This is a genomic window from Microbulbifer regidiadema (SeqCode), assembly GCF_052467605.1.
Map to the genome: position 1 here is coordinate 2,709,795 of NZ_CP174316.1, position 23,805 is coordinate 2,733,599.

Consider the following 23,805-nt stretch of genomic DNA (forward strand, 5'->3'; position numbering starts at 1 on the left):
GCAACCCAATGGCTCTTGGCAAGCTTAAAGGATTACCCTAGGACTGCTGGTAGAGATAAGTAATGGCGCAGAACCCCTGAACAGCAAGGTGAAGGTGAGCAAGGAACGCCTCAACTTCAACCGACCCTATTTGGTACGATAGCCCCTGATTTCGAATACTATGACGTGAAATATCCATAAACGCTCTGATTTAGAAGCTAATTTAGGCCGAATATCATCCGTAACGCTTCTTTTGCTGTTTTTCTATGCTGCCAATATCCAAGATCAAAAGCAGCTGCATACACCCACACCAATATAGACGCTAACTTATTGATTTTTAATGGTTTATACCTGTGATCAAAAGGAGAAAAACAACAAGATATAATGCAGCTGCAATATATCCACCTGGGTGTTTTTATGCTGCGCTGGTTAACCCACTGATTTATATAACTTTTTGATTCCAATAACTCCCTGTTTCTGGAACATGTTGACAGGTGACACAATACAGCCGCTTTTGAACACACTATTATGTTCATTAGCGAACTTTCAAATTTGAAAGTAAATATATATTGTAATGAGTAGCTAAAACCATATATAAAGTAGGCGTTTGGTAGCCTGTTCCCCCTGAGTGTAATTGAAGAGGACACGAGGAGGGTTCACGGCGGTAGATCGGTTCTGTCTACATATTTGGACGAATATGGCTAAGCCAAAAAAATCCTGCAAAGTAGGCCGTGATGCTGGCACAGGCCGGTTTATTCCGGTATCGGAAGTGCAGCGTCGTAAAAAAACAGCAGCTGTCGAAAGCATCAAAAAGAAGTAGGCACTCTTTTTCAGGAGCTTCGGCCCCTGTTTTTATTTGAGGAACAAACATAACAAACCGTTGAAGTCGGACAGCCCAAAGCTGTGTTTCAAAAAACGTAACACAGCTCGTGCCTGCTACTTAACGGGGCGTTATGAGTACTAAACGGTGCCATACATAAAGGAGATAACATGAAAACATTTTCTGAATATGCACATGAAAAGATGATTGATTTATTTAATAATCATTCTCATGAAGTAGGCAGCGAACTGAAAAATATCTACCCAGAAAAGTATAAAGATTATAAACCTACAGACTGTATAACTTATGCCTTGAATGTTATTAGCTATGCGTTTGAAAAACTTGAAAATAACAAGGCCTCAAAGAAAGTTTGGACGATCGGAGGAAAGGGAACCGATTTGGCAAAATATTTAGTGGACTTTCATAGCTGGAAAGGCATATACATAAATCCTGACTCACAGCATCCAGTTGATGCTGATCCTGAACATACGTATACGAGCCATCTTGCAAAAAAGACGTGCAAATATTACCAAATCCCTCTGGAATACAAAGTTCAAAATTATTCGGCTACACCAAAAACACATTCAGCTTATCAAGCGCTTAATAAATCTGCTCCTGTCACTAAACTAAATAGTATAGACATTGCGAGCCTTGAGCTAGTCAAATTTGGCTTTGGTATATCTAGAGGAGGGAGGCATACTTGGGTCTTTTCAAAAGGAAAAGTATACGAAGTCCATTGGGATAAAATTGGTTCAGAGCTTTACGAAGAAACTCCCCTTCGATCATATCCTTGGATTAGCGGTGCAATTGTAGTCCCTTTTGATCAATCAGTTCTTTTATCTACATCGTCAAAACTAAAGTGTGGGGCTTAATATGCTTCGCATCCTCATACTAGTATGTTTTCTATTGGCTTCTGGCTGCTCAGATGATACCAGCAAAAATACTGTAGTACTCAATTATAACGATTTTGGTCCGCAGGTTATTGCTAGCGAAATTATTGGGATGGAGTGGTGGCAATGGCAGGATCATGGCGAATCAAGGCCAAGAGACTACGACATCAAAGTAGTGGTGTATCGCAAAGTGGCACTGGATGAAATAAAAAAAATATATTCCATTAACCCTGATCAAGAGCAGGACTACAGGTATTTAAAATATGAAGCAGCGATAATTTTTTTAGATAAAAAAATTGAAGATAATGTCATAGATGAAGTCACTATACGCCTTCAAAAAACAAGGGATTTCCTGACCGACAAACTTGGCGACAAAAATTGAAATAAACTCATAGCAAATTGCCCCAGTTGACGTTATTGTGGCAGTCGAATTTATTGTTTTTTGTAGAAACTGAAAGTTTAGTGACACTAAATAGTACCCTACATTGAGCAATTTTACCGATTGCTATTCAAGAAGTTTCACTCCTAGAATGTTTGCTCAGGTATTGTAAAAATGGGCAGCCCGCTGCAATTTCGCGGAGTGCCAGCAAGATAGGAATTGGTTGGGGGAAGTGCGGTATTCTTCCCTCGTAAATATTGGGCAGCGGCCAGCCAAACTATGGCTGGCAAAGTGCTAGTAGTCAGCCCCGAGCGCGCCAACTATAACCAGGATAGGCAAGCTCGCCCAACCCCTTCGGGGCTGGACTGGACAGCCTACGCGTTGCTTCGGCTGCCCTTGCTAGCGGCGTTACATTTACAAACTAATGGAGAACTAATGAATTATTTAATTGGATTTATTTTTCTGGTGGTTGGTACTCTTTGCCATGCAGGTAGTATTGGCTTTGGTCAGGTGATTGCAGTAAAACAATATGACTTAGGTTCAAATGAGTCAGTGAAAATTTATTTATCCGAAAATTCAACAAATGTAAATACTGACTGTATAGAAAACGGAAATGTATACGGTGTAATCACACCGTCTAGCCATGACGAATCAACTATAAATCGGATGTTTAGTTTGGCTACAGCTGCTTATATGTCGGGTAAAAAGCTTAGGCTTCACTCTGAAACAGATTCATGTGAAGTGGATTTTGTCGCAGTTCAGGAGTCTGTTTTTTAATATAAATGAAATGTAAATCGAGTAGCCGGTAGTTTCTAGCTACTGGCTACTGGCTACTGGCTACCACACCACTTATCGTACGGTTCAGCAATGGGCTGCTCCCTATCTGTAATGAATCTCTACCCAGCAATCACGTAGTAAAATCAAGCCCATCTTTTGGAAAAATTCATTGTTAAGTGCAATATGAATACTTTTAGTTTTTGCATTTCTCCTGCACCGTTTACAAGACAACCCACAAGTGACAGCTAGTGATTCTCTCACACTCATGCGTAGTAAGTTTCGGACGTACTTTTTTCAGTAGTTAATTTTCAATCTTCGCCGTATCCAGCAATCAAGATCGATGTTTTTATAGTCTTGCGACACACCAAAATAATTGATCCAACCACGGAGAAATTCGGCAAGCTCTTTCAATTTATTGCCCCTAGAAACACCACGGAATCGCCCTACAATATTACGGGCACGATATTTAAATTTGAGCAAAAACTTATCATGCCAGACAAGCTTTGCTCTCTTCGATAGAAAAACCAAATTATTTCGCCGTATAAGACTTTGAATAAGCCTAAAAAATGTGTATAAAGCACAACCCAAATGTTATAGATCCAAGTAGCTTCAGCGTTAAAATATGATTAAAAAACTGATTCTTTTTCTCCCCCTACTCTTGGTAGGCTGCGTATCAAATAGAGAGTGCTTAATTTATGAAGTTGAAATTGAAAAGACATATCATACGAAAAATTGTGATGGAATAAAGGCTGCGGGCGGCCCTTGTGTTTTTCCTAGCTATATGAAAGAACAACCTGTGCAGAGATGTCTAATTTACAAGTAATATAATTCGTTAAGCCAACTTCTAAAAACGCCAGCATAAATACGCGTTACCGCTCTGAATTCGCAACAAATTGCTCGCCTATGTGGCGGGCATTATGCTTCTATTGGGGTCTGAATTGAAAAATTTATTGATTTCCGCAATTACACTTCTGCTTGCACTGGCTGCTTATTAGCTTACTTTTTCAGCCTTTTATGACTCATGGCTCCCCTACTATTATGAAGAGTATCTCCCAGATTTCTTCTTGACCGGGTTAGTGGCAATCACACTCTTACTTTTTGCAATTACTGCCACCCTAAGAAAAAATAGTCTTGGCTATTTTGCAACATACATCAATACAGCGAGAGCGACTTTTTTAGGCTTGCCGGTGCCGACTAAGCGCCTATACATCAGCTTCAATTTAGGTAATGCTGTTTAGAAGGGCATCCTCTAAAGCCTATCCAATATATTCCTTTTTATTACCACCGCCCTTGCAGGCCGACCTTACCATCCTTTGGACTTGTAGCGGCTCATACCGCCACAGCACCGGCCCGCAGCTGAGACCGAGTATACGGTTATCTGCTTGGGGAAAAGCATCAACCATGGACTCGTCCCAGAGCAGGGTGAGCGTACTCACCCTCAGACCGTGGTTGAACTCAAAATCCACGGTTGTTTGCGCGGCCCACTAGTCGTAGAGAGGTGTGTAATGCATAGCCGACCTTCGCTGCAAAACCATCAAGCCAGCCCGATAAAAGAGAGGAGAACCCGGCAGGCGCCCCCTCGTAAAAAATCATTATTTGCCGCTGCCGTCATAATAGTGGGAGCGGCCATTTTGGCTCCATTGGCCTATGCCGTGGACTATTCCAATCCCCACTCCCGGTATGGCTATCAGTCGGGACATGGCAATCGTTATGGCGGGCACTCGAGATACAGCAGGCATATGTGGTTTAAGACCAATGTGCAGGGCGCCCCGCGTATTGTGATTGATCTCAGCGAGCAAATGGCCTATTTCTATAAGGGCGGGCGCTTGGCTGGTATAACCCCTGTCTCCACCGGCAAGGCCGGGCACAGAACACCGACGGGCAACTTTCGTATTTCGCAGAAAAAGTACAACCACCGCTCCAACCTATATGGCCACTATGTCAGCCGCAGAGGATACGTACTGCGCAGCAACGTGGATGTGCGCCGGCACCGCAAGCCGGCCGGAGCCATTTTTCGCGGGGCCTCTATGGATTATATGATGCGAATTAATGGCCCGATTACCATGCATGCCGGCCATGTCCCGGGATATCCCGCCTCACACGGCTGTATTCGCCTACCCTGGCATATGGCCAGGATTTTCTATCACCACGCCAAAGTGGGCACCAGGGTATCCGTAGTGCCATAAACACCGGCAGCTCAAATAACTTTTCCGTGTCATAAAAAAAGGCGGACTATGTAGCCCGCCTTTTTTTATTGGGAAACCTCAGCGCTCTTCTTCTCCGCTAAATCCATACGGGCAAAATAGTCGTGAGCCGCGCGGTTAACATGCCTTGCCAGCAAGAAGGTGGACAGCATTGTGGGTATCGCCATTACCGCATACATTCCGATAATAATACTGTTTACGGCACTTAGAGAGGCGACGGAGCCCAAGACAATCAATACCATATAGAGCCCGGTATAGAGCCCCTGCCAGCGGCCACGGAAAAGAAAAACGTAGCACTTCATGCCGTAATACCAGCAGGTAACGATAGTGCTAAACGCCAGTGGCAGTACCATAAGCAGTAACAAAATAGGGCCGAACGGGCCAAATACCTGGGAGAATGCCTGTGCAGTCAGAGTAACTCCAGCAATATTCCCCCCCTGCTGCCAAGCGCCGGTCAGCAGTATCACCAGTGCCGTGCAAGTACAGATAAGCAGGGTATCCACAATCGGTCCGAGCATGGCAACCACACCTTCGCGAATGGGCTCGCGGGTTTTCGCCGCACCATGGGCCAGGGATTCCGTGCCGATACCCGCTTCATTAGAGAATGCTCCGCGGCTCACTCCAACGGTAATGGCCGTACCCAATGTACCTCCGGCAATGGCCTGGCCGCTGAAAGCATCGGAGAAAATCAGCGCAAATGCTGCCGGTACCTGCTCCCAAAAACTGGCAATCACCACCAGGGTCATCCCCAGATAAAGCAGTACCATGCCCGGTACCACCCCTGCGGAGAATTTGCCGATACGCTGGATTCGACCGGCAATCACATAGGCGGAGGCAATAGCAATGAGTAAGCCAACGGCAAAATCAAATGTAAATGACCCACCAGGTGCCACCCAGCCCAACGGCTCAGCAAAAGACTCGCGCAATAACTGCGTGGTTTGATTGGATTGAAACACCGGCAACATACCGCAGAGCCCTGCCACGGCGAACAGTACAGCCAGTGGCATCCAGCGTCGGCCCAATCCCTCGCGGATAACATACATGGGGCCACCTTGCAGTTCCCCACTCGCATCGCGGCCGCGAAACATCACCGCCAGGGTCGCCGTATAAAATTTAGTGGCCACCCCCACCAGGGCCGTGACCCACATCCAGAAAATCGCTCCGGGACCGCCAAGGGTTATAGCGATAGCAACTCCGGAGATATTACCCAGCCCCAGAGTGCCCGACAGCGCGGTAGAAAGTGCCTGGCTGTGATTCACCTGGCCCGGGTCATTGGGGTCATCGTAGCGGCCGCTTAGCAGCTCAATACTGTGCCCCAAATGGCGATAGGGACGGCCGCGAGAATAAATAAGTAGCGCAAGACCGCCACCCACTAACAGCACCAACAAGGGTGGGCCCCAAACGAAGCTGGCAAAAGCCTCCAGTGCCCGATCAATAGTAGGGAATATCGACATAATTGAATGTATTTCCGGTGAGATCCGCCCAGTCTAGGTACGCTCACACCAAACTGTCAAAATACGACTGCGAAACCCCACTGCCCAATAAATGCGAAAATATCACTAAAACTGGAAATTCTGGCAATAAAAAAGCCCCAAAAAGGGGCTTTTTAAAAGTTTTATTACGGTTTTTGATCAAGCCGTAGTAGTTGCCTTTAATTCGGTCTGGGGCTCTGAACGCTCTCGTACCAGGGCCACCGATAGAGCCCCAAGCAACATGCACACACCCGCCAGTACGATGATGTAAATAGCCTGGTTTTCAAACACCGTTTTTAAAATAAGGCCCGCTAGCAGGGCGGAAACAATCTGCGGGGCAGCGATGGTGAAATTAAAGATTCCCATATAAACACCGGTTTTATCCGCTGGCAGGGAATCGGAGAGGATCGCATAGGGCATCGCCAGAATTGCGGCCCAGGCAATGCCCACCCCCACCATCGGCAACAGTAACCCCAGGGCGCCACTGGGTACGGAGACTTGAGTAATCAACAGATTGACCTGAGTGGCCTCACCGCCCTGGAAGAACAGAAAGCTGATATACCCCAAACCACCCAGTGCCAGCGATAGCGAGTAAGTCAGCTTGCGCCCCAGCACCTGAGATAAACGAGCCAGGACGATGGAAAAGAGTGCGGCAAACAGGGAGTAGGCCGCGAAAATAATACCCACCCAGTCACCGGCAGCGCCCTTGGCTGCGGCAATATGCGCGGGAATTTCTTTGACACTTTCCAGATAGGCCGGGTCAAACCACTTGGCTTCCACTCCCCAAACGTGTTGAGTAATCGCTGGAGTGGTGTAAACCCACATAATAAACAGGGCAAACCAGGAGAAGAACTGCACCAGGGCCAGCTGGCGCATAGTGCGCGGCATTTTGATTAACAGCTGGAAAAAGCCGCTCAAGCGCTTGGCCAGTGAGGCCTTCTGCTGCCGCTCCCGTTCCAGCTGTGCAGAGTCGAGCCCCTTATAGGCATTGTACTGCTCCGGCGGATACTCCTTGGTGCGCAGTACCGTCCACAGCACACTGCCCAACAGCACTGTGGCGCCGATATAGAAGGCCCATATAACCGAAGGGGCCACCTCTCCCGCACGGGCGGTATTTTCCAGGCCGATCACATTGGTCAGGATAAAAGGCAACATGGAGCCGAAGATGGCGCCGATATTAATCAGCAAAGACTGTATCGAGTAACCCAAGGTACGCTGCTCTGAGGGCACCATATCGGACACCAGAGCGCGGAAAGGCTGCATGGTCACATTAAAGGCCGCATCCATCAGGGCCAACATAACACCGCCGAAGATAATCGGAGCCACTAGCGCCACAACCAGGCCGGCATTGGGCATAAACGCCATACCCAGGGCCGCAGCGATGGCACCAAAGAGGATAAAGGGGTTGCGGCGGCCGAAACGACTCCAGGTTCGGTCCGAGGCCGAGCCCACGATAGGCTGTACGATAAGCCCCATAAGCGGTGCCACTATCCAGAACAAGGATAGGGAGTGAAGGTCCGCTCCCAGGTCAGACAAGATCCTACTGGCATTGGCATTTTGCAGGGAAAAGCCAAATTGCACCCCGAGAAAACCGAGACTGACATTCCACACCTGCCAAAAGGGCAAGCGCGGTTGCTGGGCTTGCGGCGCAACGGCGCTGCTGGCTGATTGGGTCATAGAGGTCACCGCATCACTAGTTATGCTTATTCTGCCATTCTCACACGCACTCCCGCAGCAGCCATCCTCCCCCACAGGGGAGGATGCGGGCCAGAACCTGCGCTTTAGGATAAACTCAAGCCCGGGTGTATACGCCGGGCCAATACGAAACCGTGAATCCCAATCAAGCAACTGAAGTCCCGCGCGATGATCCTAAAATCCCCACTCCTGCGCCTGGTATGCCTCGCAGCTGCACTCTGCCTGAGCGCGCAATCCCCAGCCGCTGAACAGCGCAACTACCGCGATCACACCATGAGCGAAGACTCACTAACTGTACAGACAAGTGAAGGCGAGGTCACCCTCACCCCGGTGGGCCCTTCAGCGCTATCGGTACACTATCGCCGCGAGGGCCTAAAGCAGTTGCCTTCATTTGCTCTCGCTCCCCACCCCAGTGGCCAACCCCAGGCGACGCTGGAACAGCAAGGCGACAAGCTCGTTTACCGCACGGGCGCGCTCAGTGCCGTTATCCACAAGTCCCCCTTCCGTATTGAATACCTGCGCGGTAAAGAGCCAATCCTGAGTGAGGAGAGCGGCTTCTTTGCCACCGAGACCATGCGCGGATTCCGCTTCGCACTGTCGCCAGAGGAAAAACTTCTGGGTGGTGGAGAGCGGGTTATGGGTATGGACCGTCGCGGCCAACGCCTGCCCCTGTATAACCGCGCCCACTACGGCTACACCACCGAATCCAACCAGATGTATTTTTCCCTGCCGGCAGTACTGTCCAGCAATAAATACATTCTGCTGTTCGACAACTCCGCCACCGGTACCCTGGACCTGGGCGCCAGCGAAGAAGACGTCCTACAGTTTGAAGCTGTGGCCGGGCGCACCGCTTACATCGTGGTAGCTGCTGAGACTTATCCACAACTGCTGGAAAATTATGTATCCACCACCGGCAAGCAGCCCCTGCCCCCCCGCTGGGCCCTGGGTAACTTCGCCTCGCGCTTTGGCTATCACAGCGAGGCCGAGGTGCGTGCAACTGTGGACAAATTTGCCGAGGAAGATTTCCCCCTGGACGCCCTGGTGTTGGACCTCTACTGGTTTGGCCCGGATATCAAAGGCCATATGGGCAACCTGGCCTGGGATAAGGAGGCCTTTCCCGAACCAGAAAAAATGATGGCCGACCTAAAAGATCGCGGTATCAACACCATTCTGGTGACCGAGCCTTTTGTTCTCTCCACCTCCGAGCGCTGGCAGGAAGCCGTGGCGAATAATGCCCTGGCGAAAAACCTAGCAGGAGAACCCAAGCGTTTTGATTTCTATTTCGGCAATACCGGCCTGATCGATGTCTTCTCCGAAGATGGCCGCGATTGGTTCTGGAATATTTACGATGGACTACAGGAACAGGGCGTAGCCGGCTGGTGGGGCGACCTGGGTGAACCGGAAGTTCACCCCTCCGATACCGTTCACGCAATCGGTATGGCCGATGAAGTCCACAACGCCTTTGGCCACGCCTGGGCACAGTTACTGCACCAGCGCCTAACGGCAAAACACCCGGAGCGCCGCCCCTTTATTATGATGCGCGCCGGTTTTGCCGGCTCCCAGCGCTACGGAATGATTCCCTGGACCGGTGACGTCGCTCGGGAATGGGGTGGCTTACAGCCCCAGGTGGAATTGGCTCTGAGTATGGGCTTGCTGGGCTTTGGCTACACCCATTCAGACCTGGGCGGCTTTGCCGGTGGTGAGAAATTTGACCGCGAACTCTATATCCGCTGGTTACAGTACGGCGTATTCCAACCGGTTTACCGCCCGCACGCCCAGGAGCATATTGCTTCCGAACCGGTTTTCCACGATCGCCGCACCCGCGATATCCTGCGCGAGTATGTAAAACTGCGCTATCGCCTGCTGCCCTACAACTACACCCTCGCCTTCGAAAACAGCCAGACCGGCATGCCGCTGATGCGCCCGCTATTTTTCGAAAACGAAAGTGACCTGTCGCTACTGGACTACAAGAATGCCTACCTGTGGGGCAAGGATTTCCTCGTTGCCCCAGTCGTGGAAGAAGATGTGGATGAGGTCGCGGTAAAACTGCCCGGCGGCACCTGGTTCGATTACTGGACAGATAAACAATATTCTGGCGAGCAGGCCCTGATGGAAGTGGACCTGAAAACTATCCCGGTACTGGTGCGGGCCGGCGCTATTATTCCCACCATTGACGCTGTCCACAGCAGTCGCGATTACTCCAGCAAAAACCTGACCCTGGATTACTACGCCCATCCCGCAGCGGCAAAGTCCGAGCGCTATATTTATGAAGATGATGGCGCTACCGCGCAGGCCTTTGAAAAAGGCAAATACGAGAAGCTGTATTTCTCAGCTGAAAATAATCAGCAGAGCTTAACTTTTAGCTTTAAGCGTGAGGGCGAGGGTTATACCGGTATGCCGGAATTCCGTGCGGTCAGTTTAAATATTCACAACTGGCAACAAATGCCTGTGCAACTGAATATTAGTGGCGATTCCCTGCCTATTTTCGACAGTGAAAAAGACTTTGCCCAGGCACCCCGTGGAGCCTGGTATCACAAGCGCAAACAGCAACTGCTGGTTAAATTTGACTGGCATAAAGAGCCGCTGGATTTAATTTTAACAAATCCATAAAGCAACCTGCTGCTGTTCACTGGCTGAGAAGATTAAAATCATCAGGAAACCATGAAGAAGTTACACTCCCTGTTTATTGCCAAACTCCTTGCAACCTCTCTACTGGGGGCCACTCTATTCAGTACTGGCGGCTGCACCCAGGAAAATAGCTCGAAAGAGACTAACCCCTCGACAGAAGCCGGCGGGGAAAAAGCGGTTATCTACCAAGTGCTGCCGCGCTTGTTTGGCAACACTAACAGCACCAACAAACCCTGGGGCACACTCGCAGAGAATGGTGTGGGTAAGTTCTCCGACTTTACCCCAAAAGCACTGAGTGAAATCCACGCACTGGGTGCCACCCATATCTGGTACACCGGCGCCCTGCACCACGCACTCGTCGGCGACTACACCGAATACGGTATCAGTAACGACGATCCAGATGTGGTCAAAGGCCGCGCCGGCTCCCCTTATGCCATCAAGGATTACTACAGCGTCAACCCGGACCTGGCCAACAATCCCGCAGAGCGCTTACAGGAGTTTCAGGCACTGCTGCAGCGCAGCCACGCGGCCGGCTTAAAAGTGATTATCGATATAGTGCCGAACCATGTCGCCCGCGCCTATCAATCCCTCGATAAACCCCGGGACCTACGGGATTTTGGCGCCGACGACAACACCCAGGTCACCTACGCCCGCAATAACAATTTCTACTATGTGGTGGGTGAAGATTTCCGTGTGCCCGTAGCTGAGGACGGTTATCTGCCTCTCAACGGCGAGGCCAACGATCTTGTCGACGGACAGTTTGCGGAGAGCCCCGCCAAATGGACCGGCAATGGCGCACGCAGCCCACAGCCGGCCATGCACGACTGGTATGAAACGGTAAAGATTAACTTTGGCGTTCGCCCCGATGGCAGTAAAAACTTTTCTGAGCTGCCCCGGCAGTATGCCGAGCGCGACTACCGCGCCCACGCCCAATTTTGGGCGGACAAAAAAGTCCCGGACACCTGGAAAAAATTCCGCGATATCGCCCACTACTGGCTGGACTTTGGTGTGGATGGATTCCGCTACGATATGGCCGGTATGGTGCCGGTGGAATTCTGGAGTTACCTGAACTCCTCGATCAAAATGCGCAATCCCGACGCACTGCTGCTCGCCGAAATCTATACTCCAGAGCGCTACCGGGACTATCTGTACCTGGGCAAAATGGATTATCTCTACGATAAAGTCGGCACCTACGACGCTATTCGCGCAGTTATGGAGAACAGCGGTAGCACTGACAAAATTGCAGAGGTGCAGGCAGGCCTGATAGATATTTCCGCTCATATGTTGCGCTTTATGGAAAACCACGACGAGCAGCGTATCGCCAGCTCAGAATTTTCCGGCAACCCCAAGGCGGGCAAGCCCGCAATGCTGGTGTCCGCCGCGCTCTCCCCAGCCCCTACCCTGGTTTACTTTGGCCAGGAGTTAGGAGAACCCGCCAACCGAGATGCCGGCTTCGGTAAAGCCAGCCGCACCACCATTTTCGACTATTGGTCAGTACCCAGTGTACGCCGCTGGAACAATAAGGGCGCTTTTGACACTGCACTGCTGACAAAAGAAGAAAAAGAGCTGCGCAGCTTCTACCAGCGCCTGCTTAATTTCTCCAAACAGAGCCCGGCCCTGCGCGGCGACTATCTGGACTTACACAGCTACAACCGCCAGAAAAATTCTGGCTATGGAGAAAAGCAATTTTCCTTTGCCCGCTGGAGCGAACAAGAAAAATTGTTGGTAGTCGCCAACTTTGATAACAGGGCTGTGTCATTTAATTTCCAGCTGCCAGAAGTACTGATTAAACACTGGAATTTGGAGATGGGACAATTTAAGGCTACAAGTCAGCTTTCGCAAAAAACTATAGATCTGGAAGTCAACAATCAACTTGGATCAATGAAGATAGATTTGGAGCCTTTTGAAAGCCATATATTTATTATTACCAGGCATCCCCAGGACTAAGTATATCCAAGCGTTCTGGAGGAGACGCCAATCCCCTATACACTCTTTGACGAATGCGCTATAAACGGGTGCTACGGCTATTTTTTTAATAGCGATAAGTTTAGAAAATAGTTTGGCGGGAGAGATACAGAGGATAGTAGTGGGCAGGGTAAGCGACACAGGCAGGCTGGAAATCCAGCCTGCCTGATTGCAGTTTTATAGTGCTATCACGCTATAAGTCATAGTTTGATCGTTTACCTGCACTTTGTAACTGCCAGTTACAGAAGTGTAGATATCAGATCCGTCCTGATCCAAGTCACCATCGGAGTCACTATCACCGTAGTTCTCACTCCAATCTCCATTGACATCGAACTTGAAGCGCTGCTGGGATTGGCCATCAAAATCGACCTGGATTTCCCAGGTGTTATCAGCCACTAATTCCATAGCGTCAGCGCCCCAACTATTTGGGGTACCCCGGAAATAAAGTGAGGAGAAGTTAGACGTGTAGCTAGTGCAGTCTGCACAGGTCAGGCTGTAGCTCAGGGTTTCATCGTTGACCTCAACAATATAAGTGCCTGATACATTGGTGTAGATATCATCACCGCCCTGATCCAGGGAGCCGTCCGCACTGTTGTCGCCGTAGTTCTCAACCCAGTCGCCGTTGACATCAAACTTGAAGCGTTGATCACTGCTGCCATCGAAAACTACTGTCGCACGCCAGGTGTTATCCGCTACCAGAGTCATCGCCTGCGTGCCCCAGCCATTGGGCGTGCCACGGAAGTTTAATGCCGCAAAGTTCTGTGCGTAACCCGCATTGGGGTCAGTTACAGTAATGGTTGCCGTCGCACTATCGGTGAGGCCATCGTTGTCGGTAACCGTCACCATCTCAGTGTAAGTACCTGCACTGGCGAAGCTTAAAGTCTTCGTGGCAGCGCTACCACCGCTACTCCAGCTATAGGAAACCACACTGCCGTCACTGTCAGTAGAGCTACTGGCATCCAGAGTAACACTCTCATTGACCTCAACGGTGCTGGATACTGGGGTCACAGCGGCTGAAGGCGCCTGCTGGGAGGAGACCTCAGTGATCGTATAGGCCAGAGTCTCATCATTCACTTCGATAAGGTAGCTGCCGGTTACCGAGGTATAGATGTCCGCTCCGGTTTGATCCAGTGTGCCATCGGCACCGTCATCACCGTAGTTTTCACTCCAATCAGCGTAGATATCCAGCTTAAAGCGCTGATCTGCCTGGCCATCAAAGTTGACCACCAATTGCCAGGTGTTATCTGCCACCAATTCAAAAGCGGTCGCGCCCCAATTATTGGCCGTACCCCGGAAATAAAGGCTGGGAAAGCCCGCTCCCGAACATGCATCGTCACAGGGGCCGGATAACTGACCAGCGTGAATAGCCGCAGCGGAATAAGCCGCAACATTGAAAGTGGCATAGCCGTTGCTGCCTACGGAAATAACCTCACCGCTGCACTCATCATCTCCCGCCAGAACATTGCAGTAATCCCCTTCCGGAAGACCCGTGTACAGCGTTTGGCTGAGAGAGTTACCCTCGTTATTAATAACGACGTAGCCTTTGTCACCACGTCCAAAGGCAATCTGGTTATCGCCGTTATCCCACCAATTTTCCATATTGGTGCCATCGGTGTAGTTGCGGAAACCCACCATATTGGCAATATTGCCCCAGCGGTGCTGACAGACCCATTCATCGTTCTCACAGCTCTCTGGACCCGTGCTGGGAGGGCCAATATCGGTATCGGTAAAGTCATAGCCTGACATGACCTTCGGGTAACCATAGGGGTGTGCCAGCATAAACACGTTGGCCAAGTTGTACTTGTAGCCATCGTGATAGGTCAGGTTACCGCCACCACCGTGGCCGCGCTCGCGATCGTGGTTATCGATAAAGTTCACCACATCGCCGGAAGACAGAAGCCCCCAGCTCTCGCCGATACTGGCGAGGTTTTTGATTTGACCGTTAAAGTTACTCGCCACATCCGTGCCGTACTTAAATTCAGTCACACGGCCCAGGAAAGTGTAATTGTACGGCTGAATTTCACTGGCTTCGCCATCCGCACCAATAACTTCAGAAAAGATCCAGGGATTTCCGGCTTTGCTCATAATGCCGTACATATCGCTGGGAGACATATGCTTAACCGCATCCACACGGAAACCGGCAATGCCCATACCCTGCAACTTGTTCAGATAATCGGCCAGGGTCTGCTGTACATAGCTGGAACCGGTGTCCAAGTCTGGCAGTCCTACCAAGCGGCAGTCCCAGACATTATTGGCATCACTGTAGTTATCGACGGTACACTCGGAGTGATAATCCGCTGGGGAAAACTCGGGGTGATTCAGCAGAGTCCACTCGGTACCGCCCCAACCCGTGCCGCCGCCATTCCAGGCTGCCGTGTGGTTAATTACTGCGTCTGCATAAACCTTAACACCCGCCGCATTACAGCGGTTGATCATGCTCTGCAACTCTTCCTCGGTACCGCTGCGGCTGGTCAGGTTAGTGTAAGTGACCGGCTGATAGCGCGCCCACCAGGTGGAGTGGCTGATATGTTCCTGGGGCGGTGAAATCTGTACCGCATCAAACCCTTTCGGGCCCAGGAATTCTTCACACTCACTGGCAATATCATTCCAGCTCCACTCAAACAGGTGTACAAAGGCGGTACCGGCGCTGGCATGGGTACTGGACATGGCACCGAGTACAATACCCGCACCTCCCAAAAGCCCCTTTAACGGAAATGATTTTTTCATTTTCACGTTCCTTTTTCTCTCATCTGTAGTCGTTATGTTTTTCGCGTAGGGAAAGCTCCACAGGCAGTTATCTGCCAATGATTAACGATTATCTCCCTACACCGGGGTGGTCTACTTGTAACTACACCTTTCTCCACAGCCATAGCCCTCCCTACAAGTATCTTGCTTGCACAGATCCCGGAAGCGGATTAAAGCGCTACAACCGATAGGCATCCGCTCAGCAAAAAGATGGGGGGAGAACGCCGCAAGCGGCGAAGAAAGATATAGGCGTATCATCGCGGGTGACCATTTATTATTTTTGCAGCTCAACCCCGATATACGGGCACTTTAGTTACCCTCTATCAGGCCTGGTGGGCGCTATCCCCGCCCTGCTGATCACTCATCCTGAGACATCCACATGCTATCCGGAGAGATTTCCAATCGGGACAATATGTGAACAAATACCAAAAAACAGTATTAATATGCACTCCATGTGCTACTACAAGCCCGGAATTACAGCAATCCTGGCTCGTGATAGACTAATAAGGGGGCCAGGAGAACACATCACCCCCCCCGGGGGGCGTAGTGGATACCGCTACTACCGGTTTTAATACCGAAAGTCATTTGACCTCACAGGCCAAAAATCAAGCAGAAAAGGAAGTGATGAAATAGGTGCAGGATAGCGGGGACTAGCAAGTCCTATTTATCAAATTCGAAAACACAATTTATAACCGCCAGAATGGAAACTTCATAATTTCTTTTTTAAGCCAGCTCGATAAAAGAGCAGGTTGCCAATATGCCTTGATACGGCACTCAGCAATCTTATCGACGCTTGGCTTCGGGGCTCAATTCTCGGCACCGCCCCTGTATTGAAGCTCTGAACGGATTAAAAGGGTGTCTATAAACACCCGACAGGCATTAGTGCCTGATAATATGGAAATAAGTAGTCATATGAAAAATCGACACCAAGAACAATGGGAAAACTTGGGCACTCACGACCCCTATTGGGCTGTACTGTCAGACCCGTCAAAAAAAAATAGGCAATGGGATAAGGAGATCTTTTTCAACTCGGGAAAGCAGGAGATACACCGAGTTTTAGCCAATCTTCGCCAGCAGCATATGCAACCGCGCTTAGGCACGGCTCTGGATTTTGGCTGTGGTGTGGGCCGCCTTAGCCGTGCGCTGTCAACGCACTTTAAAAAAGTCATTGGCGTAGATATTTCTAGCTCTATGATTGCAGAAGCTCGCACTCAACACCGAGAGCATCCCAATATTGACTTTATACACAATACCGCAAACGACCTATCCATAATCCCCGATGGATCTATTGACTTTATTTATAGCAATATTGTGTTACAGCATATCCCCAGCAAACAGCAGAAGCGGTTTATTGAGGAGTTTTGCCGAGTGCTACGCCCCAGTGGAATTATAGTTTTCCAGACTCCGTCGCAGCATGATCTTTCTGCCATTTCTGGCTGGGCTCACTTCCTACTCGGAAATCGTATTTTAAATATTCTCAGAAGAGTCAAGTATGGGAAACACGGTGTAATGGAAGTCCATATACTCCCTAAGCAGTGGATATTAAAAACACTGGGCGAGTGTGGCATATCGATTAATGAAGTGGAACGATTTGACTCAAGCGGCAAGGGATTTAAAAGCTATCGCTACTATGGCACGAAAAGCTAATGCATTTAACGTTTTAAACGGCTGGCCACATTTTTGGCTCACGCCACGTCTCTTATTCAAGGCTTAAGAACGCCTCCAAACAACTCCGCCATACCTCTGCGGAGTTTGAAGGCCACAGCTGCAACACAGCAGCTATGGCCTTTAAGTCCCGATAGGGGAACTAGTCGATACTTGTATTACAAGTCTATCGAACGATACATAAATACTTCTCTGAGAGAGAAATTAATAACCGGGATATTTCTCTATTATTGAATCAGCATAATCACACCGCTCACCGAACTCACCCACAGGCCAGTTGCGGAACTCCAGCAGGTCTTGAGCTATTTCCGCTATCTCAGTCGATAACTCAAGCTGAGCCAGCCAATCTGCGGGAATGGCATCCACCCCCAGCTGCGCACCGAGGAGATTACCGGTAATAGCCCCGGTAGAGTCTGAGTCTCCATCATGGTTAACCGCCATCAGCAAGGCTTCTTTAAGGTTCGGAGCTTTAAGGGCGCAGTACAGGGAAATAGCGAGCGCCTCCTCAGCCACCCATCCCTCTCCCATCTGTTTAATCGCCTGACCTGGAGGCGTATTTCCAGCGGCGAGCTGTTCAGCCCACTCGATGGCTGTAAGGGTTTCCATATGGTTTGGATATTTGCACAGCTCCGTTTTAGCGGTAGCTATAGCTTTATTTAACGACTGCCCATCTAATAGTATTAAAATAACAACCGCTAATACGCCTGCGGTGAGCTGACCTGTGGCGTGGCCGTGGGTAATCGCGGCAAAATCAGACGCCTGCTTGAATGCGATCTCAATATTGTATACACCATTAGCACGCCACTGGTACAAGGCTACCGGCGCAACTCGCATCACTCCTCCGCAGCCTTTGCTGTCATTGTCGGCGCGAATTCCAGCCCCGTCGGCATAGGCATTGAGGGCCTGTAGACAGGTCATACCCGGAGCCCGGCGGTAGTGCAATTGTGGCAGCTCCAGTAACCAGCTTCTATTTACGATATCACTGCGATTACTGAGAGCCCCTGACTGGGTATGCAGCCAGCGCAGATAGGCTCTAGCCACTGTACTTTCCACATTGCATATCCCCCTACTGACACCACGGACATAAGCCCGCAACAGCCCCTCTGCTGTAAATAGCGTCATCTGGGTATCATCAGTAATCGCGCCCAAGCGCCCATAGACCGGGGAGAAATCGCGAATCCCCTGGGGACCAAATTTCCGCCTAATATCCTCCGAGCGAATAAACTCCACCGGGGCCCCCAGGGCATCTCCCACTGCACCAGCAAGCAGGCAGCCTTGAAAACGCTGATGTGGTGTAAGCGTTAATGGCGTATCGCTGTATTCTGAGCTGGGACCGATAGCGGGGCGCTGTTCACTGATATGCTGACTAAAAGCTTCCAATACACTAAGCGCGCCCTGCCGATAAAGGGCGTTTGGCAATAGTTTGCGCTGATTAGCACTGGGATTCATCAGTTCAACTAACCAACTTTCGACTTCCTCTGCGCTTTGACCTTGAGCCGTTTCTGCCCAGTAAATATGCGTAGTACCGCTTTTCTTCAGAGCCCGTTTATAGTGAGCGGCGGACTTGGGACCTGGGTTGGCATAGTGCTGCAAAGCATAATCCAGCAGTTCTTGATCATTGCTAAAACCCGGCCGCCAAATAAAAATATTTTCTGTACAGAGCTCCTCCCGGAGGCGAGTCTGCAAGCCGGCCTTTTTTGTTGAGTCCGTTTTGCCAATATAAATCGTACTCCAACGACCTTTTTCATCGTAACAACCCCACAGATAGACCCCGCTACAATCGGGCACCTGTGCCAATAGCTCGCGCACTTTATCTGTGTATTCCTTCGCAATCGGGTCGCTGCCATTAGCTGGGTATTCACCACTGTATTGACTGGCGTATTCATAAAGTGATTTTAATTTTAATCTTCCTGATTTATAGCTCAGATATTGATCCACCAGAAAACTCCCTGTAAAACTTATATAAACATTTTCTTAGATTGATTGTTGAGCCGTCAATAAAACCGGCTCAAACAGAAACTACTCGAACGACTTCCCGATAAATGATTAAGTTACATCTATTCCCCATTTTAAGCGGGTCTTTGCAGAATACGCCTCTTAGAATAAATCACCCACGAGAGATAAGCATCTCATAGTTGGGATAGTTACATCCCTCCCGGTATAGCGATCGGTAGAGGTCTTCCAGATTTGCAGCCGTATTGGCATAAATAACCGATAGCTCTGCGGCAGCAACAGAAATTTTTTCATCCTCACTGTCGATTTCTTTATGCAGCGTATCCAATGCCTGCTCAAGAAGTGGAATAAGAATAAAAAGATCACTGAGTGTTAAATTCATTTTCCTTCTCTTTTTATATTACGCTTCCTTAGCCTCATATTACTCCTTGATGTATATGTCTGCACGCTATGAGATAGTTTTCTTGCCCGGCGACGCTACCCGGGTTACCGAACAGGCCCACCGCGCTAGATGCACCAAATTTCACCTGTAGATGCTACTTCAGCCCCCTTGACTCCCTTCGCCAGTCTCGGTCAGTAAGCGGCCCAGTTGTTGAAACCCCAGCCCCGATCAGAGCGATACTTCCGGCTGGCTGTGATTAGGATTTATCCGGCAACAAAGTTGATCTACCTCAATATGCTCCAGCCCAGCTGCGCCATTATGCGCAGCAAAATAATTCGATGAGATAGGCGCCAAATTCGACAAATGGGACAGTCGGGGACTCGGGCTGGCACCCCCATCGTGGTAAATTAGACCTCTTGGTCAAATGCAGATCGCACTGGCCAGTAACACGCTTAGTTGAGGAGAAAAAATGGAGCAGCAAAGCACCGTATTCGTTGTAGTGGACCCTAACGATGAAAGGCATGTAGCTCTGGAGCGGGCCCTGACCACTTCACGTGGACGCAATCCTCAGCCGCGACTCGCTGTATTTGTCGCAGTTGATGGAGAGGCCGTAGACACCCGCGCAGTAAACGACCACCTGTTTCGCGATGAGTCCTGGTTCCGCGAGCAAATTCGCGAACCCATCTCAGAGGCCGGCCTGTCCTGTGAGATCACCGTGTGCTGGTCCAGCGACTGGCAGGCAGCCATTGTGCAGGAATCCAAGCGCTGTAATGCCGAAATGATCTACCTGCCGGTGCACGCAAAGAGCAGCCGCCGCTTCACCTTCGCCGAATCCAAGTGGCAAGTTTTAAAAACAGCGCGCTGCCCGGTGGTATTGATTCGCCCCGGCGCCAAAGACGAACGCAAAGTGGTATTGGCGACCGTTAACTACCAGGCAAAAACCCTGGAACAGCGCCAGCTCAATCGCCAGATCAGCGAGCGCGCAACCTATATCGCCGGCCACTACGGAGCAGAACTCCACCTGGTTAACGCCTTCCTCGACTCTATGCTCTACCCGGATCGCGGCGCCCTGGCCAAACTCGCCGATAAAACCGGCGTGCCTACCCATCGCATTCATGTGAAGCGCGGCTACACCAGTGATGTTGTCGAGGAAGTGGCCCGAGAGATCGATGCGGACCTGGTGGTGATGGGAACTATGAACCAATACGGGGAAACCGGTTCATTCCTGCGGGGCAATACTGCCGAGCGCGTTATCGGCCAGTTAGACGTTGACGTGATGGTGTGTAACCAGTTCACCACGACCGCTATCGACGGCGACTGAACCATCGGATCTATCGAAATGCTAACAGCCCCGGCCGTGATTCCCTGCCGGGGCTTTATTTTTTCAGGCTCTACTGCGGTTTCGCCGATAGGAGTAGCAGGGCCCCCTCGGTTACAAAGGTAACTCGCCCAGCTTCCACTCTGGCGCGCTTGCCCGAATAGTAATCGGTCAGCTCAACGCCATCGGCAAAGACACCGGCCACCGCGACACTCTTTTCTCCTGCTGGGAGATCCATCGCCACCACGACCGCTTGCTCACCGGCGAGGGTGCGGGAGAATGTGTAGGGTTTATCCGCCAGCTTCCGGTGAACGCCGGCACCGACAGCCGGGTGCGCACGGCGGAACTGTCCGAGCTTCTGCCAGTGGGCCAGCAGTGCGCGGGTTTCCGTCTGCGCCAAGTCATCCCAGTTCATATTGGTGCGCATTGAGGCATCGCCGTAAGCGCGCTCATCAATCATCGGGCGCGCCAGCTCATCACCGTAATATATCTGCACGGCACCGGGAGCCAACATCAGTTTGCTGGCGGCGCTCACGCTGTGCTGGCGCTCGCGGTCAAATGAGTGGTGGTCATCGTGAGAGCCCAAGTAATTCAGGACACCGAGCCCTTTTAAATCGCCGCTATTCAAGGCTGAGGAGTAGCTGGAGAAAATAGCTTCCGCCGGCTGGTCTGCAACCTGGGCAAAGCCGAAGTTAATCAGGCTGTCGAAACCATACTGGTAGAAGTCGACCTTTCGATCGCTGTAATCGTAGGAGCGGCCAACTGTGGGGCCAAAGTTATTGACACCGAAATGGTAAACCTCCCCCACCATAAAGAAATCGCGATCGTCCAACTTCTTGTTCGGGTTGTCCGCTTTCCACTCCGCCAGGGCCAGATCCGCCTCCCGCTTCAACAGGGCCCAGGCCTGTGGCTCTACGTGCTTAACCGTATCCACACGAAAACCATCGACACCGTATTCACGCACCCAATCGGTGAGCCATTTGATCAGGTAGTATTTGGGCGCGCGCGGGTAACCGGTGCGCTCAAAAAAAGCATCCAACTCGCGCTGCTCCCGCTCCAGACGCCCCTCACTCTTCCACTTTGCCAACAGTTGCGCCGGCAGCTCGACGTCTTTTTCGCTCTCCGTAAGGATATCGGTCAGGTTCGCATGAATGGCACATTCAACATTGCCGGCATAATCGGACCAATCACACGGCTGGCTATTGCGCAGCCAGGCCGAGGGCCACCTGGCGTCCTTCTCAGTGACGGGGCCCGTGTGATTGAGGATAACATCGAGCAAAACGCGGATACCCTGGCGGTGGGCGACCTCAATCAATTCCGCCAACTCCGCCTCGGTGCCGAAGTTGGCATCGACGGCAGTCCAGTCCTTCGGCCAGTAGCCGTGGAAGGCATAGGTACGCTTGTCGGATTCATTGTAGCCATGGATATTTTCAATCACCGGGGCCATCCAGATAGCATCCACCCCGAGATCATTAAAATAACCGGCTTCAATTTTTTCGATAACACCGCGCAGATCCCCACCCTCAAAGCCGCGCAGGTGTGCAGCGTCATCTTTGCGACCATAGGGGAAGTCATTGCTACTATCGCCATTATAAAAGCGGTCCGGCAACATAAAGTAAACCGTCGCATTGCGCCAAAAAGGATCTACCGGTTCGGCAGCTGCGGCAGTTTGTACCGCGCCTAGCATCAGGCCAATCAATAAGCTGGTGAATTTTCCCATCGTTCTCTCTTTTATTCGCCGCTCAGAATTATTCAGAGACTCCCTATAGCACTCTAGTGGCCTCAGCAATTCAAACATCCTCCCGCCCGGGGGCGTAGATACTGCGCAGGCTGTCAGGGCGGCAGTCCGGTTGTGCAATTTTCCATAGTAAAACTATTTTGCGAGCGGCGCTTTTGCAGAGTAATGTAAAACCAGCAGGCCGCGAGAAACCGCAGCGCGTTGTCGTGGTCAAAGGGTCACATTCTGATAGCAGTCAAAGGAGGCAGGGAATGTCGGAACAACAATCTAAGCAAGGGTGGGTCATCGGCATTATTGTGGTGGTTATGGTCGCTGCGGCAGCCTATTGGCTCTGGACCGGCGCCGAAAAGAAAAATGAAGCCCCGGCCATCAGTATTGTTGAAGAGCCACAAACCACCCCCGAGCCAGAAACCCTGGCCCAACCGGAAAGCCCGGAACCGGCCCAACCGCCCCAGGAGCCGATAATTGAAGAGGAGCCCGCTAGGGCGCCGCCGCCCCCTCTCAATGAGAGTGACAAGGCCGTATACGACGAGCTGATGACCCTGGCCCCCGCAGGTGCCCTATCCCGTTGGCTGGTAACCGATGAGGTAATACGCAAGTGGGTCGCCGCCGCCAATGCCGCATCCCGGGGTGAGCTGATCCACAAACATCGCCCACTGAAGAACATTCGCGGCCCCGTCACCGTTACCGGTTCATCTACTGAGGGCTACCAGCTATCTGCGGACAACTACCGCCGCTATGACCAACCGGTGCGACTGTTTGCACTGGCCGACACCGATGCCATCATCACCCTGTATCAATACTGGTATCCCCGCCTGGCTCAGGCCTACGGCGAGCTGGGAATTCGCAACAAGTCATTCCACCAGGTCGTTATTGAAGCCATTGACAATGTACTGGCCGCACCAGAGATTGAAGGCCCCATTCAGCTGATACGCCCTTCGGTCTACTACAAGTTTGCCGATCCGACACTGGAAAAACTGCCCGGAATCCAAAAGCTGATGATCCGTATGGGACCTGACAATGCGGCCCGGGTTAAGGAAAAACTGCAAGAAGTGAAGACAAAACTCACAGAGATGCCGGTACAGGAGCAAACCCAATAGGCAGGCCTGCGGTCATCCGGCTCTCGCGCTGGATGACCGGGCCCCGAGATGATTATTTTTTGCACACTCTTTCGGCTGGGCGCAATTCTCCCGGC

The 23,805-nt window shown here is 50.8% G+C and carries 16 protein-coding genes; 9 read left to right on the forward strand and 7 right to left on the reverse strand.

All coding sequences use genetic code 11. From position 1 onward, the window contains the following. Nucleotides 1-969: 969 nt before the first annotated feature. The 3 genes from ACJJIF_RS12475 to ACJJIF_RS12485 all read left to right on the forward strand — a co-directional run bounded on the left by ACJJIF_RS12475 (nucleotide 970) and on the right by ACJJIF_RS12485 (nucleotide 2,845). Nucleotides 970-1,671 (forward strand): hypothetical protein, encoded by a 702-nt coding sequence (locus ACJJIF_RS12475; RefSeq protein WP_444928677.1) that lies wholly within the window; start codon nucleotides 970-972, stop codon nucleotides 1,669-1,671. Between the two features lies 1 nt (nucleotide 1,672). Continuing rightward, nucleotides 1,673-2,071 carry a hypothetical protein gene (locus tag ACJJIF_RS12480; protein ID WP_444928678.1) on the forward strand — a complete coding sequence of 133 codons (399 nt, stop codon included), beginning with the start codon at nucleotides 1,673-1,675 and terminating at the stop codon, nucleotides 2,069-2,071. 216 nt (nucleotides 2,072-2,287) lie between these two features. Continuing rightward, a complete protein-coding gene (locus ACJJIF_RS12485) occupies nucleotides 2,288-2,845 on the forward strand; it encodes a hypothetical protein (protein WP_444928679.1) in 558 nt (185 codons plus the stop codon). A gap of 294 nt (nucleotides 2,846-3,139) precedes the next feature. Here the strand turns inward: ACJJIF_RS12485 and ACJJIF_RS12490 are convergent, their stop codons facing one another. Next, nucleotides 3,140-3,433 (reverse strand): group II intron maturase-specific domain-containing protein, encoded by a 294-nt coding sequence (locus tag ACJJIF_RS12490; RefSeq protein WP_444928680.1) that lies wholly within the window; start codon nucleotides 3,431-3,433, stop codon nucleotides 3,140-3,142. Nucleotides 3,434-4,350: 917 nt separating this feature from the next. Between ACJJIF_RS12490 and ACJJIF_RS12495 the strand changes: the two genes are divergently transcribed. Continuing rightward, the gene (locus ACJJIF_RS12495) at nucleotides 4,351-5,031 is read left to right on the forward strand and encodes a L,D-transpeptidase family protein (RefSeq protein WP_444928681.1); all 681 of its coding nucleotides are present in this window, start codon (nucleotides 4,351-4,353) and stop codon (nucleotides 5,029-5,031) included. A gap of 65 nt (nucleotides 5,032-5,096) precedes the next feature. Here the strand turns inward: ACJJIF_RS12495 and ACJJIF_RS12500 are convergent, their stop codons facing one another. After that, nucleotides 5,097-6,503: an alanine/glycine:cation symporter family protein gene (locus ACJJIF_RS12500; RefSeq protein ID WP_444928682.1), complete on the reverse strand. Its 1,407-nt coding sequence runs from the start codon at nucleotides 6,501-6,503 to the stop codon at nucleotides 5,097-5,099. Nucleotides 6,504-6,680: 177 nt separating this feature from the next. Next, nucleotides 6,681-8,198, reverse strand: coding sequence for an MFS transporter (locus ACJJIF_RS12505; protein WP_444928683.1), 1,518 nt, complete (start codon nucleotides 8,196-8,198; stop codon nucleotides 6,681-6,683). A gap of 186 nt (nucleotides 8,199-8,384) precedes the next feature. Between ACJJIF_RS12505 and ACJJIF_RS12510 the strand changes: the two genes are divergently transcribed. Next, the gene (locus ACJJIF_RS12510) at nucleotides 8,385-10,826 is read left to right on the forward strand and encodes a glycoside hydrolase family 31 protein (RefSeq protein WP_444928684.1); all 2,442 of its coding nucleotides are present in this window, start codon (nucleotides 8,385-8,387) and stop codon (nucleotides 10,824-10,826) included. 51 nt (nucleotides 10,827-10,877) lie between these two features. Continuing rightward, complete coding sequence (locus ACJJIF_RS12515) at nucleotides 10,878-12,791, forward strand: alpha-amylase family glycosyl hydrolase (RefSeq protein WP_444928685.1); 1,914 nt, start codon at nucleotides 10,878-10,880, stop codon at nucleotides 12,789-12,791. A 195-nt stretch (nucleotides 12,792-12,986) separates the two neighbouring features. On the opposite strand, the gene ACJJIF_RS12520 is transcribed toward ACJJIF_RS12515, so the two are convergent. Beyond that, a complete protein-coding gene (locus tag ACJJIF_RS12520; protein ID WP_444928686.1) occupies nucleotides 12,987-15,536 on the reverse strand; it encodes an alpha amylase C-terminal domain-containing protein in 2,550 nt (849 codons plus the stop codon). Nucleotides 15,537-16,466: 930 nt separating this feature from the next. On the opposite strand from ACJJIF_RS12520, the gene ACJJIF_RS12525 reads away from it, so the two are divergent. Then, entirely contained in the window at nucleotides 16,467-17,201 is a 735-nt protein-coding gene (locus ACJJIF_RS12525; protein WP_444928687.1) for a class I SAM-dependent methyltransferase, read from the forward strand. A 222-nt stretch (nucleotides 17,202-17,423) separates the two neighbouring features. Here the strand turns inward: ACJJIF_RS12525 and ACJJIF_RS12530 are convergent, their stop codons facing one another. After that, nucleotides 17,424-19,157 carry an ADP-ribosylglycohydrolase family protein gene (locus tag ACJJIF_RS12530; protein ID WP_444928688.1) on the reverse strand — a complete coding sequence of 578 codons (1,734 nt, stop codon included), beginning with the start codon at nucleotides 19,155-19,157 and terminating at the stop codon, nucleotides 17,424-17,426. Between the two features lie 169 nt (nucleotides 19,158-19,326). Then, nucleotides 19,327-19,554 carry a hypothetical protein gene (locus ACJJIF_RS12535; RefSeq protein ID WP_444928689.1) on the reverse strand — a complete coding sequence of 76 codons (228 nt, stop codon included), beginning with the start codon at nucleotides 19,552-19,554 and terminating at the stop codon, nucleotides 19,327-19,329. A 469-nt stretch (nucleotides 19,555-20,023) separates the two neighbouring features. On the opposite strand from ACJJIF_RS12535, the gene ACJJIF_RS12540 reads away from it, so the two are divergent. Further along, nucleotides 20,024-20,875 carry a universal stress protein gene (locus tag ACJJIF_RS12540; protein WP_444928690.1) on the forward strand — a complete coding sequence of 284 codons (852 nt, stop codon included), beginning with the start codon at nucleotides 20,024-20,026 and terminating at the stop codon, nucleotides 20,873-20,875. A gap of 70 nt (nucleotides 20,876-20,945) precedes the next feature. On the opposite strand, the gene ACJJIF_RS12545 is transcribed toward ACJJIF_RS12540, so the two are convergent. Continuing rightward, complete coding sequence (locus ACJJIF_RS12545) at nucleotides 20,946-22,592, reverse strand: alpha-amylase family glycosyl hydrolase (protein WP_444928691.1); 1,647 nt, start codon at nucleotides 22,590-22,592, stop codon at nucleotides 20,946-20,948. Nucleotides 22,593-22,861: 269 nt separating this feature from the next. On the opposite strand from ACJJIF_RS12545, the gene ACJJIF_RS12550 reads away from it, so the two are divergent. After that, nucleotides 22,862-23,710, forward strand: coding sequence for a DUF3014 domain-containing protein (locus tag ACJJIF_RS12550; protein ID WP_444928692.1), 849 nt, complete (start codon nucleotides 22,862-22,864; stop codon nucleotides 23,708-23,710). The last annotated feature ends 95 nt before the right edge of the window (nucleotides 23,711-23,805 follow it).